At 28.7% G+C, this 15,575-nt stretch carries 13 protein-coding genes, 2 tRNA genes and 1 other annotated feature; of the genes, 12 read left to right on the top strand and 3 right to left on the bottom strand.

What is annotated here, in order from left to right:
• Window positions 1-6 precede the first annotated feature (6 nt).
• From JWYL7_RS02350 to JWYL7_RS02360, 3 genes are all read left to right on the top strand, one after another.
• The gene (locus tag JWYL7_RS02350) at window positions 7-1,047 is read left to right on the top strand and encodes an alpha-hydroxy-acid oxidizing protein (RefSeq protein ID WP_066068369.1); all 1,041 of its coding nucleotides are present in this window, start codon (window positions 7-9) and stop codon (window positions 1,045-1,047) included.
• 32 nt (window positions 1,048-1,079) lie between these two features.
• Window positions 1,080-1,290: a binding site (T-box leader), on the top strand.
• Between the two features lie 67 nt (window positions 1,291-1,357).
• A complete protein-coding gene (argS, locus tag JWYL7_RS02355; RefSeq protein WP_066068372.1) occupies window positions 1,358-3,058 on the top strand; it encodes an arginine--tRNA ligase in 1,701 nt (566 codons plus the stop codon).
• A gap of 169 nt (window positions 3,059-3,227) precedes the next feature.
• Entirely contained in the window at window positions 3,228-4,127 is a 900-nt protein-coding gene (locus JWYL7_RS02360; RefSeq protein ID WP_066068375.1) for a hypothetical protein, read from the top strand.
• A 14-nt stretch (window positions 4,128-4,141) separates the two neighbouring features.
• Here the strand turns inward: JWYL7_RS02360 and JWYL7_RS02365 are convergent, their stop codons facing one another.
• The gene (locus tag JWYL7_RS02365; protein ID WP_066068378.1) at window positions 4,142-4,333 is read right to left on the bottom strand and encodes a hypothetical protein; all 192 of its coding nucleotides are present in this window, start codon (window positions 4,331-4,333) and stop codon (window positions 4,142-4,144) included.
• 85 nt (window positions 4,334-4,418) lie between these two features.
• Window positions 4,419-5,003 carry a zinc dependent phospholipase C family protein gene (locus JWYL7_RS02370; protein ID WP_066068381.1) on the bottom strand — a complete coding sequence of 195 codons (585 nt, stop codon included), beginning with the start codon at window positions 5,001-5,003 and terminating at the stop codon, window positions 4,419-4,421.
• Between the two features lie 60 nt (window positions 5,004-5,063).
• Here JWYL7_RS02370 and JWYL7_RS02375 point away from each other — a divergent pair, with 60 nt between their 5' ends.
• The 9 genes from JWYL7_RS02375 to JWYL7_RS02415 all read left to right on the top strand — a co-directional run bounded on the left by JWYL7_RS02375 (window position 5,064) and on the right by JWYL7_RS02415 (window position 14,560).
• Entirely contained in the window at window positions 5,064-6,899 is a 1,836-nt protein-coding gene (locus tag JWYL7_RS02375; protein WP_331722101.1) for a B12-binding domain-containing radical SAM protein, read from the top strand.
• A 10-nt stretch (window positions 6,900-6,909) separates the two neighbouring features.
• On the top strand, window positions 6,910-8,037 hold the full coding sequence (locus JWYL7_RS02380) for a tetratricopeptide repeat protein (protein WP_066068386.1): 1,128 nt from the start codon (window positions 6,910-6,912) through the stop codon (window positions 8,035-8,037).
• Window positions 8,038-8,200: 163 nt separating this feature from the next.
• A complete protein-coding gene (locus JWYL7_RS02385; protein WP_072280155.1) occupies window positions 8,201-9,133 on the top strand; it encodes a bifunctional enoyl-CoA hydratase/phosphate acetyltransferase in 933 nt (310 codons plus the stop codon).
• 12 nt (window positions 9,134-9,145) lie between these two features.
• Window positions 9,146-10,924, top strand: coding sequence for an indolepyruvate ferredoxin oxidoreductase subunit alpha (iorA, locus tag JWYL7_RS02390; RefSeq protein ID WP_066068389.1), 1,779 nt, complete (start codon window positions 9,146-9,148; stop codon window positions 10,922-10,924).
• 1 nt (window position 10,925) lies between these two features.
• Entirely contained in the window at window positions 10,926-11,501 is a 576-nt protein-coding gene (locus tag JWYL7_RS02395) for an indolepyruvate oxidoreductase subunit beta (RefSeq protein WP_066068393.1), read from the top strand.
• Between the two features lie 237 nt (window positions 11,502-11,738).
• Window positions 11,739-13,415: a formate--tetrahydrofolate ligase gene (locus JWYL7_RS02400; RefSeq protein WP_066068396.1), complete on the top strand. Its 1,677-nt coding sequence runs from the start codon at window positions 11,739-11,741 to the stop codon at window positions 13,413-13,415.
• 62 nt (window positions 13,416-13,477) lie between these two features.
• Window positions 13,478-14,332 (top strand): bifunctional 5,10-methylenetetrahydrofolate dehydrogenase/5,10-methenyltetrahydrofolate cyclohydrolase, encoded by an 855-nt coding sequence (locus tag JWYL7_RS02405; protein ID WP_066068399.1) that lies wholly within the window; start codon window positions 13,478-13,480, stop codon window positions 14,330-14,332.
• Window positions 14,333-14,386: 54 nt separating this feature from the next.
• Window positions 14,387-14,460, top strand: a tRNA-Gly gene (locus JWYL7_RS02410).
• Between the two features lie 9 nt (window positions 14,461-14,469).
• A tRNA-Ser gene (locus JWYL7_RS02415) sits at window positions 14,470-14,560 on the top strand.
• A gap of 57 nt (window positions 14,561-14,617) precedes the next feature.
• Here the strand turns inward: JWYL7_RS02415 and JWYL7_RS02420 are convergent.
• The gene (locus tag JWYL7_RS02420) at window positions 14,618-15,538 is read right to left on the bottom strand and encodes a ribonuclease H-like domain-containing protein (RefSeq protein WP_066068402.1); all 921 of its coding nucleotides are present in this window, start codon (window positions 15,536-15,538) and stop codon (window positions 14,618-14,620) included.
• Window positions 15,539-15,575 lie beyond the last annotated feature (37 nt).

Raw genomic sequence — 15,575 nt, forward strand, 5'->3', positions numbered from 1 at the left:
ATAGTTATGAATCTAAAAGATGTAAAAAATTTAGCAAGAGAAAGAATGAAAGGGTATTGTAGAGTTTGTAAGGAATGTAATGGAGTAGCTTGTGCAGGAGAAGTACCTGGAATGGGAGGATGTGGAAGTGGAGAATCCTTCAAAAGAAATTATGAAAGTTTAAGAAATATAAAATTAGTACTAAAGACTATACACGATGCTAAAGATCCAGATACATCTGTTGAGATATTTAAAACTAAAATAGATTTACCTTTGATAACTGCTCCTGTAACGGGAAGTTCAATAAATATGGGTGGATATTTAACTGAACAAGAATACTCAGATGCAGCAGTTATGGGGAGTATAAAAGCAGGGACAATAGCTATGACAGGAGATAGTGCAAATCCAGATTTTTATATAGCAGGATTAAACAGTATAAAAAAGGCAAATGGAAAAGGAATAGCTATAATAAAGCCTAGAGAAAACAGTAAGATTATAGAAAATATAAAAAAAGCAGAAGAATCTGGTGCGTTGGCTGTAGGAATAGACATAGATGGAGCAGGACTTATAACTATGGCTTTGAATGGACAGCCAGTGGGTCCAAAGACATTAGAAGAATTAAAAGAATTAACTTCATCTACAAATCTTCCATTTATAATAAAAGGAATAATGTGTGTAGAAGATGCGGTTTTAGCAGTTGAAGCTGGAGCATCAGCTATAGTTGTTTCTAATCATGGGGGAAGAGTACTTAATAATTGTTTAGCACCTTCTGATGTTCTTGAGGATATAGCTAAAGAGGTTAAAGGCAAAGTAACTATATTAGCTGATGGTAATGTAAGAGAAGGAGCAGATATATTAAAGTATATAGCTCTTGGTGCAGATGCCGTTCTTTGTGCTAGACCTATAATATGGGGAGCTTATGGAGGATATGATGATGGAGTTAAGTTGATTATAGATAACTTTAAAAATGAGTTAAAACAAGCTATGATATTAACAGGCTGTAAAGATATAAAATCTATAGATAAAAACAAAATAGTAAACTTAAACAAAGGTATTTTCAATATTTAAAATGTATGCTAACATATATGAATGAAAATATACAAAATCCTATGAAAGAGAGAGTATGTATAGTAACTATTTTCAGCGAGCTAGAGTTGGTGTGAGTCTAGTAGTAGTCTATACAGAAAAGAACTCTTGAGGATATTTTCTGAAGTAGTAGTAAGAAAATACGTATTTACCTGCGTTAAAGGTTTATGAGAGGGCTTTATAGCCAATAAGAGTGGCAACACGGGATAAAATCTCGTCTCTTAACTTTAGAGACGAGATTTTTTGTTTCAAAATAATATAGATGTAAATTAAATAACTAGGAGGTATATATATGAAGGACTTTAAATTAGAAATTGCTGAAAATATTTCTAGTCAAGTTCAAGAAATGACTTTAGAAGAGATTATTTCTCTAATAGAAGTTCCACCAAATAAAGAAATGGGAGATTATGCTTTCCCTTGTTTTAAATTAGCTAAAGTATATAGAAAATCTCCAAATATAATCGCTCAAGAAATATCATCTAAATTACAAAATACAGAGTCTATAGAAAGTATAAATGTTTTAGGAGGATATATAAACTTTTTCGTAAATAAAAAACAGCTAGCGCAAACAGTTATAAAAGAAATTTTAGACAAAAAAGATCAATATGGAAGTAGCAATATAGGACAAGGTAAGAAAGTAATAGTAGAATTTTCATCTCCTAATATAGCAAAGCCATTCCATATAGGACATATAAGAAGTACAGTAATAGGAAACTCACTAGAAAAAATATATAAATTTTTAGGATATGAAACTATAAGTATAAACCATCTAGGAGATTATGGGACTCAATTTGGTAAATTAATAGTAGCATTTAAAAAATGGGGAAGTGAAGAAGAAGTTAAGAAAGAGCCAATACCTACTCTTTTAAAGCTATACATTAAGTTCCATGAAGAAGCAGAAAAAGACCCTTCTTTAGAAGATGAGGGAAGAGAATGGTTTAAGAAGTTAGAAGAAAAAGATGAGGAAGCTACTAGATTATGGCAATGGTTTAGAGATGTTAGTTTAGAAGAATTCAATAGAGTTTACGATATGCTAAACATAAAATTTGATTCGTATGCAGGGGAAAGTTTCTATTCAGACAAGATGGATAGGGTAATAGAAATAATGAAAGAAAAAAATATACTAAAAGAATCAAAAGGAGCATTAATAGTAGATCTTGAGGATTACAAAATGCCTCCAGCACTAATAAAGAAAAGTGATGGATCAACGCTTTATATAACAAGAGATATTACAGCTGCTTTATACAGAAAAGAACACTATGATTTTTATAAAAACATATATGTAGTGGCATCTCAGCAAAACCTTCATTTCCAACAATGGTTCAAAGTTATAGAACTTATGGGATTTGATTGGGCAAAAGATTGTATTCATGTTCCTTTTGGACTTGTAAGTTTAGAAGAAGGAACAATAGCTACAAGAAAAGGAAGAGTAGTATTCTTAGAAGATGTATTAAATAAAGCTATACAAACAACTAAAGATATCATAAAAGAAAAAAATCCTAATCTTGAAAATATAGATGAAGTTGCAAAACAAGTTGGAATAGGAGCAGTTGTATTCCAAGAACTATCTAACAACAGAATAAAAGATTACACATTCTCTTGGGAAAGAACGCTAAACTTTGATGGAGAGACAGGGCCATATGTTCAGTATACGCATGTTAGAACTTGCTCTTTATTAAGAAAAGCGAATGAACAAGTAACAGAAGATATAGACTTTGACTTACTAACAGATGATGATGCTATAAATGTTATAACTATATTATCTGGATTTAACAAAGCAGTAGTAGATGCTATGAGAAAAAATGAACCTCATATAGTAGCTAGATATGTTGTAGATTTATCTCAAGCATTCAATAAATTCTATCACGATAATGCAATAATAGTAGAAGATGAAAACATAAGAAAAGCAAGACTTGCATTAGTTAAGGCAACTAAGCAAACTATAAAAAATGCTCTTTCATTATTAGGTATAGCTGCACCTGAAAGAATGTAGTTTGTCGAAAAATAAGTGTTTACATCTAAAAAACAAATATTATATAATAAAGTCATGAAATAAAATGTAAAACATTGTAGTAAACGCTACAGTGTTATTACCCCCCCATCATATAGCAGCTATGAGCTGCTATTTTTTTTTCATTTTCATATGAATAGGAGAATTGTTTATGGAAGAAAGAATAAGGAATTCTTTTATATATGCTTTTTTATGTGAAAGTAAATATCTTAAAGATATGATAGTTTTAAATACAAAGTCAATAATTGATGATAAAAGCAACAAATTAAACTATATAGATTACAATAGACTTAAAGATGAATTATTGCTTTATAAATATTATGGAGAAAAAAATAATAAATCTATATATAATCTTAACTATATACTTCCAATAATACTTTGCAACACAAATTTTAAAAAGTGTGAAGAAGAAGTTATAAATAATATAAGGTTTTATACTGATAAATACGAATATGTATTTTCAGGGATTATATATAATTATATAATTCACAGTATAATAAAAGATAAAGATAGTAATATTAGTGATATTATATCTAAACTGAAAGAGTATATTATAGAATTTAATATAGATGATATTGATATTATAAATTTTAATAAATGCAAAATATATGTACTGCAAAAGCTTGATAGATTTTTAAAACAAGATATAAGCCTTATAAAAGAAGAAAATATAATAGATGGAATTTTAAGAGTTTTATATCAAGTGTATATACAAGATTACAATGAGGAACTTGAGGAACTCAAAAGTATAAAAAATTCTATACTTGGGATTTTAGGATTTAAACTTGATAACAAAAACATTGAAGGGTTTTCTTTTATCAATTCACTTTCTCAATATATATTAAGACTTAGAAAATATGAAATAAATAAAAAAATATACAACGAAAAAGTAAATCCAAAAGATTTAATAAAACTAAATGTAGGGGATACTATATATAATCCGATACTTAACAACATAAAAGTAATCGATAAGAAATTAGAAAATGATATTTTATATATAAAAGTACTTTCAAAGTCAGGAGAATATAGTTTTAAATTTAAAAGAGCCTAGCGGCTCTTTTAAATTTATTCTAAAGATTTAAGAAACTCCTCTTCTGTTTTTTCAGATAAAAAGCATAACTCTTGAAGAATATCATTTTTTAAATCTTTAAATTCTTCAATTTTAGTATTTTCAAATGTATATTCTAATGCTTTTAGTATAAGAAGCATATCTCTTTTTGATATTTGATTTATAGATATTTTATCGAATTGATCCATTTAAAAAACTCCTTCCGTCATTGTTTGATATATTAATATAAATTTCTATAAAATTAGATAAAAACCTTCTTAAAATTTTAACTTTTTAAGCTAAGGCATTAGCATGAGACAATACAATCGAATTTTTTATTATTATAATTCCTATGACAGAAGATATATTGATTGAATGCTTAATATCATTTTCAAATCCTTGTGAATTATTTATATATTCATCATATAATTCATCTATTACTAGTTTTATATTTTCTTTATTCACATCTTTTACATAAGGAACTTTTATTTTATATAATAAATTAAGATTTTTAAATTTAGAGTGAAGTTTATTTTCATAGTTTAAATGCTGTATTAACTTATCGTGGTAATATTCCCTATTAGAGTGAGGGAGACAGAAAAAATCAGATAAAAAATGAGTTATAATTCCTAATTTAGTAGAAAACTTATTTATAGAAATAAAGTTTTCATTTAGACCTTCCTCAGTTAAGGATAGTATTTGATCAATAACAAAGTCTAAATTTTCATTTTTATAGTGCTTTCTTAGTGCTAAACTTAAAGCTATATCAGGCTTCATAGATCCATACATTAAAAATTTTTTGTTAAGGTCTATATTTAACTCATTCTTTATATTTGTATAAATGTGATGAGATATTATTTTATGAGTCTGAACTAACATATTTAGCCTCCGAAAATAAAAAGATATATTTATATTACAATACATGATAATGTATTTCAAATGGATAAATATTACTGTGTTGAATATATATTTAGTTTTGTGATAATATATATTGATGCAAAAGAAAGGATGATTTATTTGAAAATACTACTTACAACGCTAAATTCTAAGTTTGTTCATACAAATCTTGCAATAAGGTATTTAAAAGCTTATGTTAAAGATTTGATACAGGTAGACATAAAAGAGTATACGATAAATAACACTATAGATTATATATTAAAAGATATATACAAAGAAGATTATTCGGTAATAGGATTTTCAACTTATATATGGAATATAGAGGAAACATTAAAAATAGCTAGCTCAATAAAAAAAGTAAGCCCTCATATCAAGATATTATTAGGTGGACCAGAAGTTTCCTATGATTATGATGAAATAATGAAAAACAATAGCTTTATAGATTATATAATATATGGAGAAGGAGAAGAAACATTTAGAGAATTTGTTAAATATATCTTAAAAGATAAAGATATAAAAGATATTGATGGTATTGTTTATAGAAAAAAGGAAAATGTAATTATAAATAAAGAAAGAGAGCTTTTAAAAGACCTTAACTTAATACCAACTATATATAAAAATATAGATAAAAAAGAATATGAAAATAAAATAGTTTATTATGAAACATCAAGAGGTTGTCCTTTTAACTGTCAATATTGCTTATCATCTACTATAAAGGGACTTAGATTTTTTGATATAGAAAGGGTAAAAAAAGAGTTAAAAGTTCTTATAGATGCGAAAGTAAAGCAAGTAAAGTTTATAGATAGGACTTTTAATGCAAACAAAGAATATGCTCTTGATATAATGAATTTTCTTTTAGAAAATGATAATGGATATACAAACTTTCATTTTGAAGTTACAGCTCATCTTATAGATGATCAGATGCTACAGTTTTTATCTAAATGCAAGGAAGGATTATTTCAATTTGAAATAGGAGTTCAATCTACTAATAAAGACACACTAAAAGAAATTCAAAGACAGTTCGATTTTGAAAAACTCTCATATGTAGTAAAAAAAATCTCAAGTTTTAAAAATATACATCAACACCTGGATTTGATAGCTGGACTTCCTTATGAAGATTATGAAAGTTTTAAAAGATCTTTTAATATGGTTTTTAATTTAGATATAGAAAAATTACAATTAGGTTTTTTAAAAATGTTAAAAGGTTCAGGAGTAAGAAAAGAAGCTAAAAAACACGGATATAAATATAAGGATTATCCTCCATATGAGGTTTTATCAAATAATTATATAACATATGATAAGATTCTAAAAATAAAAGATATAGAGGAAATACTAGAAATATATTTTAATTCGAAAAACTTTATTTTATCTGTAATGTATGTTATAAAAAATTATTACGGTGACGATGCTTTTAAATTTTTTGAAGATTTATCTAATTATTGGAATGAAAATGATTATTTTAAAACTTCCCAAGGAAAAAATGATCAATATAAAATATTTTTTTACTTTTACAGAGAAAAAATAGGTAAAAATGTAGAACTATTTAAAGAAGTTTTAAAGTATGATTATCTTTCTTTAGGAAAAACATCAAATATACCTAGCTTTTTTGAACAAATAAATATAGAAGACTTTAAAGATAGATGTCACAAATTTTTGCAGTCAGATGAAAACGTACACAAGTTCTTACCTAAATATAAAGGTTTGCCGGCTAAATCTATAATTAAAAATGTAAGTTTTGAACTTTTCAAGTATAATATTTTAAAACTAAAAGATAACATATATGAAAAATTAAATGAAGATATAACAACTATTTTATTTGTCTATGATGTAGATAAAAAAGTATTTGAAAAGTCTAAATCATATAAAGTAGAAATTTAGGAGGTGGAAAATGAGGTTTAGGATAGATAAGTATTTGCTTAAAAATACACAAAATGTATCATTTTTGACTATAAAGTCAAATGCAGAATTAAATTTAAAAGGATATAAGATTCCTAATGAAGGTATAGATGTACCTATATTAAATGAAGAACTCGTAAAGAATATAAAAGAAAAAAAAGAGCCACTCACACTAGCTTCAATAGCTAGGGGAATGATATATATAATAGGTATAGACCACAGCTTTAGATATAATGAGGAATATAAAAAGTTTTTATACGCATTTGATAGTAAAATAGAAGATTATATCGGGCATGTAGGAGTAAAAAAAGCCCATGATAAAAAGTTTATAGACAGTTTAATATATTTTAAAGCATTAATAACACTAAATAAGGAAAATATAAATGCTCTTTATAACTATGCGATAATTTGTCAAGATATAGCTAGAAGCTATGAAAAAACAAGGCAAACAGAAAAAATGAATGACTATTTACTAGAAGCGCTAGATAAGCTAGAAACAATAATAGATATAGAAGAAAATTTTTCTCTAGCTTATTATCAGCTAGGATATCACTATCACAATCAGAAACAGTATGTAAAAGCTAAACTTACATGGGAAAAGGCCATTGAAACCGGATTAGATGATGACAAAACTCAAGAACTAAAAGAACATCTTAATAAGATACAATACAAAGTAGATTATGAAGAAGGCTATAATTTAGTACTTAATGGACAAGCACAAAGAGGTCTTGAAAAATTACTTCCATTAACACAGAATTATTCAGATTGGTGGAATTTACTATTTTTTATAGGTCTTGCATATAGACAGCTAAATGATATAAATAAAGCCATTGAATATTTTGAAAAAGTATTGGCAATAAACCCTAACCAAGCTGATACTCTAGCTGAGATAGGGCTTTGTAATGCTGTACTAGGAAAGTATGATAAAGCTATTGAATATTACGAAAAATCTATAGAAATATTAGGGGAGCAATCTGAACTTTTATGCAATTTAGGTATGGTTTATCTACAAATTAACAATATTGAAAAGGCAAGTGAGTATATACAAAGAGCATATGAACTAGATCCAAATGATGAAATAACTATATCATGCTTGAAAGAGTTAAGTAAATTTGAGTAGATTGGAGTTTTCCAATCTACTTTTTTCATGTTGTAAAGGAAGACTTTGTTCTAAAATTGTTAAAAAATTATATACTTAAATTGTAGAATGAAAAAACAATTTCATAAGAGGAAAAAGTTTTCTTGTATAGAATATATTAAATAAAGATGATATAAAAAGACAAATTTCAACTTTAAGAGAGGTGGTAGTTGTGAGAAAACTAGATGAAATCATTAAAAAAGTTAAGGATTTACCTACCATGAAACTTGCAGTAGCTGCAGCTGAAGATATAGAAGTATTAGAGTCTGTATTTAGTGCTAGAAAACAAGGTATAGTTGAACCTATATTAGTAGGAGATTTAGAAAAAATAAATAAAATAGCAAATGATTTAGGTGAAAGTCTAGATGGCATTTGTATAATAGATGAAAAGGATTACTTTTTAGCTGCTCAAAAATCTGTAATGTTAGTATCAAATGGCCAAGCAGATTTTGTGATGAAAGGTATACTAGATACATCTATATTGTTAAAGGCTGTATTAGATAAAGAATATGGTCTAAGAACAGACAGTTTACTTAGTCATTTAATGGTGTATGAAGTTCCTACTTATCATAAACTTCTTTTCTTAACAGATGGAGGAATGAATATAAGTCCTAATCTAGAAGAAAAGGCAAAAATACTAAAAAATGCAGTAAAAGGAGCAAAAGCTTTAGGATTAGAAGAAGTTAAAGTTGCTTGTCTTGCTGCAAAGGAAAAAGTAAGTGAAAAGATGGTAGCAACAGTAGATGCAGCAGCTCTTGAAGAAAAAGGACAAAATGGAGAGTTTGGTCAAGGAGTTATAGTTGAAGGACCACTTGCATTTGATTTAGCTGTTTCAAAAGAGGCAGCTCAAATTAAGAATTTTAAAAGTGAAGTTTCGGGAGACGTTGATATAATACTTGTTCCAAATATAGAAGTAGGAAATGGAGTTGGAAAGAGCCTAACATATATGGCAAATGCAAAGTCAGCAGGAATAATAATGGGAGCTAAAGCTCCAGTTGTGTTAGTATCTAGAGCTGATGATGCTCAGTCAAAACTTTATTCTATAGCTTTAGGGGCATTAATTGCAAATTATAAATAAGGGGGAAATAGTATGAAAAAGCTAATGACAGGTAATGAAGCTATTGCTAGAGGTTTTTATGAAGCTGGTGGAACTGTAGCATCAGCATACCCAGGAACACCTTCAACAGAGATACTAGAGAATATGGCTCAATACAAAGATAGTGTTTATTGTGAGTGGGCTCCAAATGAAAAGGTATCTTTAGAGGTGGCAATAGGTGCATCAATAGCAGGAGCTAGAGCACTTGCGGCAATGAAACATGTAGGAGTTAACGTAGCAGCAGATGCACTTATGACATATGGATATACGGGTGTAAATGGAGGGTTAGTTTTAGTTTCAGCTGATGACCCAGGAATGCACTCATCACAGAATGAGCAGGATAATAGATATTATGCAAAATTTGCAAAAATAGCTATGCTAGAGCCAAGTGATAGCCAAGAAGCTAAAGATTTTGTGGCAGAAGCTTTAAAAATATCAGAAGAGTTTGACACTCCTGTTCTTTTAAGGGTAACAACTAGAATATGCCACTCAAAAGGAATGGTAGAGTTAAAAGAAAGAGAAAATGTACCTATAAAACCATATGTAAGGAATATAAGTAAATTTGTTGCAACTCCTGCCAATGGTAAAAAGCTTCATGTTGTTTTAGAGGACAAATTGAAAAAGTTAGAAGAATTCAGTAACAATACTCATCTAAATAGAATTGAGTGGGGAGATAAAAAAATAGGAATCATAGCTTCAGGAGTAGCTTATGAGTATGCTAAGGAAGTATTTGGAGATAATGCTTCTTACTTAAAATTAGGATTTACTCATCCGCTTCCGTTTAAAAAGATACAAGAATTTAGAAATCAAGTAGAAACTTTATATGTAATAGAAGAGCTTGAACCTTATATAGAAGAACAAATAAAAGCTTACGGTATAGACTGTATAGGAAAAGAAAAAATAACAAGAATAGGAGAATTAAATCCAGATATAATAGCTAAATCTCTTTTAGGAAAAGAAACTACTATGATAAGAAATCTAGATAAACTTCAAGAAGACATTATATCAAGACCACCTACACTATGTGCAGGATGTCCACACAGAGGATTTTTCCACGTTTTATCTAAAAAGAAAAATGTAATGATAACAGGGGATATAGGATGTTATACATTAGGATCTTCAGAACCTCTTAATGCTATGGATACTTGTATTTGTATGGGGGCATCTATAAGTGCAGGACATGGAGCTCAAAAGGCGTTTGAGGTTAATGGTGTAAATAAGAAAGTAGTAGGAGTGATAGGAGATTCTACATTCTTCCATTCTGGAATAACAAGCTTAATAGATATTGTTTATAATAAAGGCAATGCTGTTACAGTAATTCTTGACAATAGAATAACTGGAATGACAGGACATCAAGAAAATCCAGGAACAGGATATACTTTGATGGGAGAAAAAACAGTAGCAATAGATATACCTAAGCTTTGCGAAGCTATAGGAGTAAAAAATGTTATGGTAGTAAACCCACTTGATATTAAACAAACCCAAGAGGCTTTAGATAAAGCATTAGAGGCTACTGAACCTACAGTAATTGTAACTAAATATCCTTGCGTTCTTAAGAAGTTTTCAGAAGAAGATGTTAGAGAATTTGGTTGCAAACCTTCACTATATAAAGTAGTGCAAGATAAGTGCAAAGTGTGTAAGTTATGTTTAAAAACAGGTTGTCCTGCTTTATCTTATACTGATACAGTAAAAATAAATAAAGATATGTGTGTTGGATGTTCTGTTTGTGCTCAAGTATGTCCGTTTGATGCGATAGAAAGGGTAGGTGAATAATATGAAAGATATAAAAAATGTTTTATTAGTAGGAGTTGGAGGCCAAGGAATAATATTAGCATCAAAAATACTTACAACAGGATTAATAGATGCAGGATATGATGTTAAAATGTCAGAAGTTCATGGAATGGCACAAAGGGGCGGAAGTGTAACAACTCAGGTAAGATACGGTCAAAAAGTACATTCACCTATAATAGGAAAAGGTCAAGCAGATGTTATAGTTGCATTTGAAAAAATAGAAGCTTTAAGATGGATAGATTATCTAAAACCTGATGGAAAAATAGTTATAAATGATTACGAAATACCTTCTGCAACAGTAATAGCAGGAAAAGAAAGATATCCTGAAGGAGTAATAGAAAAGATAAAATCTTTATGTGAAGATGTTACAGTAATAAAAGCTGCAGATGAAGCTACAAAACTTGGAAACATAAAAGCTCAGAACATAGTTATGCTAGGTGGACTTATAAAAGCATTAGGTATAGAAAATGTTGATTGGCAAAAGGCAGTTAGAGAAAATGTAAAAGAAAAATTTGTAGATTTAAATATAAAAGCTATAGAAACAGGAATGCAGATATAATTTAAAAAAACAAGATAGCTATAAAAAAGGTAGATACTTGTGCCAAATAGCTATCTTGTTTTTATATAAAATTATGAACATTAAAACTAAAAACAGTAAAAAAGTTAGGCAAATTATATGTACAAAAATATTCTAAAGAAATATAATATTCAAAATATACTATAGAAAGAATTTTATAAAAGTGGTACAATGAATATAGGTTTGAATATAAAATTCTAAATTAGAGGGGGCTAAAAAATGAGTTTTAAGTCAGACATAGAAATAGCTCAAGAGGCTAAATTAAGGGATATAAGAGAAATAGCGAGTAAAATAGGATTAACAGAAGATGATATAGAACTTTATGGAAAATATAAGGCAAAAGTAGATTACAATTTATTAAAGAAAAATAGTGGTAAAAATGCTAAATTGATATTAGTTACAGCTATAAACCCAACTCCAGCAGGAGAAGGAAAAACAACAACTACAATAGGTGTTGCTGATGCTTTATCAAGTCTTGGAAAAAATACATTAGTAGCATTAAGAGAACCTTCTTTAGGTCCTGTATTTGGAGTAAAAGGAGGGGCAACTGGAGGAGGATATGCACAAGTTGTTCCTATGGAAGATATAAATCTTCACTTTACAGGCGATTTTCACGCTATAAGTGCAGCTAATAACTTACTTGCCGCTATGATAGATAATCATATATATCATGGGAATAGTTTAGATATAGATACAAGAAGAATTACTTGGAAAAGAGTAGTTGATATGAATGATAGGCAATTAAGGTACATAGTTAATGGATTAAACGGAAAAGCAAATGGGGTTCCAAGAGAAGATGGGTTTGATATAACTGTTGCATCAGAAGTTATGGCAGTATTTTGTTTAGCAAAAGATATATCGGATTTAAAAGAAAGATTATCAAAAATAATAATAGGATATACAAGAAGTGGACAACCTGTAATAGCAGGACAACTAAATGCTCATAAAGCTATGGCTGCACTTTTAAAAGATGCACTAAAACCTAATTTAGTTCAAACGCTAGAGGGAACTCCTGCATTTGTTCATGGAGGACCTTTTGCAAATATAGCTCACGGTTGTAACTCAGTTATAGCTACAAAGATGGCTATGCATTTTGCAGATTATGTTGTAACAGAAGCTGGATTTGGTGCAGACTTAGGTGCAGAAAAATTCATAGATATAAAATGTAGAATGTCTGACTTAAAACCAGATGCTGTAATAATAGTTGCTACGGTAAGAGCTTTAAAATACAACGGGGGAGTTGCTAAACAGGATTTAAATACAGAAAACTTAGAAGCTTTAGAAAGAGGAATTCCAAATCTTCTAAAGCACGTAGAAAATATAACAAAGGTATTTAAGCTACCTGCAGTAGTAGCAATAAATAAATTCCCGTTTGATACAGATAGAGAAATTCAAATGATAAAAGAAAAATGCCAACAGTTAGGAGTTAATGTAGCATTATCTGAGGTTTGGGAAAAAGGATCAGAAGGTGGAAAAGAGCTTGCTAATGAAGTTTTAAGATTAATAGATGAAGGAGAAAATAACTTCAGCTATGCGTATGATCTTGACATACCTATAAAAGATAAAATAAGAGCAATAGCACAGAAAGTATATGGAGCTGATGATGTTGAATTTACACCAGCAGCTACAAGAGAGATTGAAAACCTTGAAAAATTAGGATTTGGAAAACTCCCTATTTGTATGGCAAAGACTCAATACTCATTATCTGATGACCAGACAAAACTTGGAAGACCTACAGGATTTAAAATCACAGTAAGACAAGTTAAAGTATCGGCAGGAGCAGGATTTATAGTAGCTCTTACAGGAGAAATTATGACAATGCCAGGACTACCTAAAGTTCCATCAGCTGAAAAAATAGATGTAGATGAAAATGGAGTTATAAGTGGATTGTTTTAATTAAATATAGCTAAAAACCAGCTACAAATATTTTGTAGCTGGTTGTGTATAAGGAGGGAAAAATGGAAGCTTTACTAGGAAAGCCGGTTGCAGATAAAATTACAACAGATCTTATAAAAGATGTTAATGCTTTAAAGGAAAAAGGTATAACCCCTAAGTTAACTATAATTAGAGTAGGAAATAAAGAAGATGATATATCATATGAAAAAGCAGCTTTAAAAAGATGTAAAGATATTGGAATACATGTAGATGTAAAAGTTTTTGAAAAAGATATTACTGAAGAAAAGTTCATAGAAAATATAAAAAATGTAAATGAAGACAAATTAACTCATGCAATTTTAGTACTAAGACCTCTTCCCAAACACATAAATGAAGATAAAATAAAACATATAATATCACCTAATAAAGATGTAGATTGTTTTAATACAATAAATCTAGGAAAATTATTAGAAGGTGATAAGTCTGGTTTTAGTCCTTGTACTCCTTTAGCAGTAATAGAATTATTAAAATACTATAATATCGATCTTGAGTCTAAAAATGTCGTGGTATTGGGAAGATCCAATGTAGTTGGTAAACCTTTATCTATATTACTACTTAACGAAAATGCAACTGTTACAATATGTCATTCTAAAACTAAAAATTTATCTGGTATAACTAAAACGGCAGATATATTAGTATGTGCCGTAGGAAAAGCAAAAATGATTAATAAAGATTTTATAAAAAATGGAGCAATAGTTATTGATGTAGGTATAAATGTAGACGAAAAAGGTAAACTCTGCGGAGATGTTGACTACGACAGCTGTATAGAAAAAGCTTGTATGATAACTCCTGTTCCAAGAGGAGTAGGATCTGTTACAACTAGTATATTAGCTAAGAATATAATAAAAGCAACTAAAATTAATGAGAATATAATTTAAACATATTGACATGTATAATAAAGTATGATATTATTATACATGTCAAAAAAATGTGCGGGTGTAGCTCAGTGGTAGAGTTCCGGCCTTCCAAGCCGGCTGCGAGGGTTCGATCCCCTTCACCCGCTCCATTTTTCCGTGGAGAAGTACTCAAGTGGCTGAAGAGGCTCCCCTGCTAAGGGAGTAGGTCTCGAAAGGGGCGCGAGGGTTCAAATCCCTCCTTCTCCGCCAATTAAAAAAGGTAGCTTTAAAGCTACCTTTTTTTCATATATTGAAAATTATTCGTTTTTACATAAAGTTATTATGACTTTCATAGTTAATTATAGCTTTACCTAAAGATTTAATATTTTCATAAACAAAAGACTTTTCAACTTTTATAGGTATATTATCTTTTCCTTCAAAGAACAGTACAGTATTGCTATTTATATCTTTTCCTTTCTTTAAATTTAAACTAATAATTAATTTGTTTTCAGATCCATTTATACTATAACAGTCCTTATATATTTCTAAGTTAATAGGTAATTTATTTTCTAAGCTATATTCAATATATAAAATATTTCTTAAAACCTTAAAAGAGTCTAGTTTTAATTTAAATTTATTATCAAATATATTAACCTCAATAAAATCTTGTTTTGAGGAAATAATATCTTTTATCTTAAAAAGTTTTGCTAAATAGTATATATCTTCATAATTGTGCAGGAGTATTTTTTCTTTAAGATTTATATTTTTAGTTTTAACAAACTCTTTATAAAGATTTACACTTTCTTTTCCTGAAATAGTATCTTTTCGATTTATACCTAATAATTTTTCAACGGTTTTAAGTTTGCAATCAGCAAGATTAAGTTTTTTTTGATGAGGCTTTATAAGTTTTAATATGTCTATATTATCTTTTTTATCGATAAAAAAATCTAGATCATTATAAGAAAACCTATTATTTAAAAATGGAATATCAAAGCTAATACCATTAAAAGTTATATGTTTATCGAAAGTCTTAAAAACCTCTTTAAAATAAAACAAAATTTCTTTTTCAAAAGTTGGATCATGAGCAAAGAATTGTTGAATTATAGTTTTATTATTTTTGACATATAAAAGACCTATAAGGATAACGCAATTATACTTAGAGCTAAGACCTGTAGTTTCTATATCAAATACGCAAAAACTTTCTGGAATAGGAAGGAGTTCATCTATTGTATGCGTAATAATTTCCATAGCAGCCTCCTTAAAAATAAATAAATCTTATTTTATG

It is taken from the genome of Alkalithermobacter thermoalcaliphilus JW-YL-7 = DSM 7308 (assembly GCA_001584565.1).
Classification (GTDB): Bacteria; Bacillota; Clostridia; order Peptostreptococcales; family Peptostreptococcaceae; genus Alkalithermobacter; species Alkalithermobacter thermoalcaliphilus.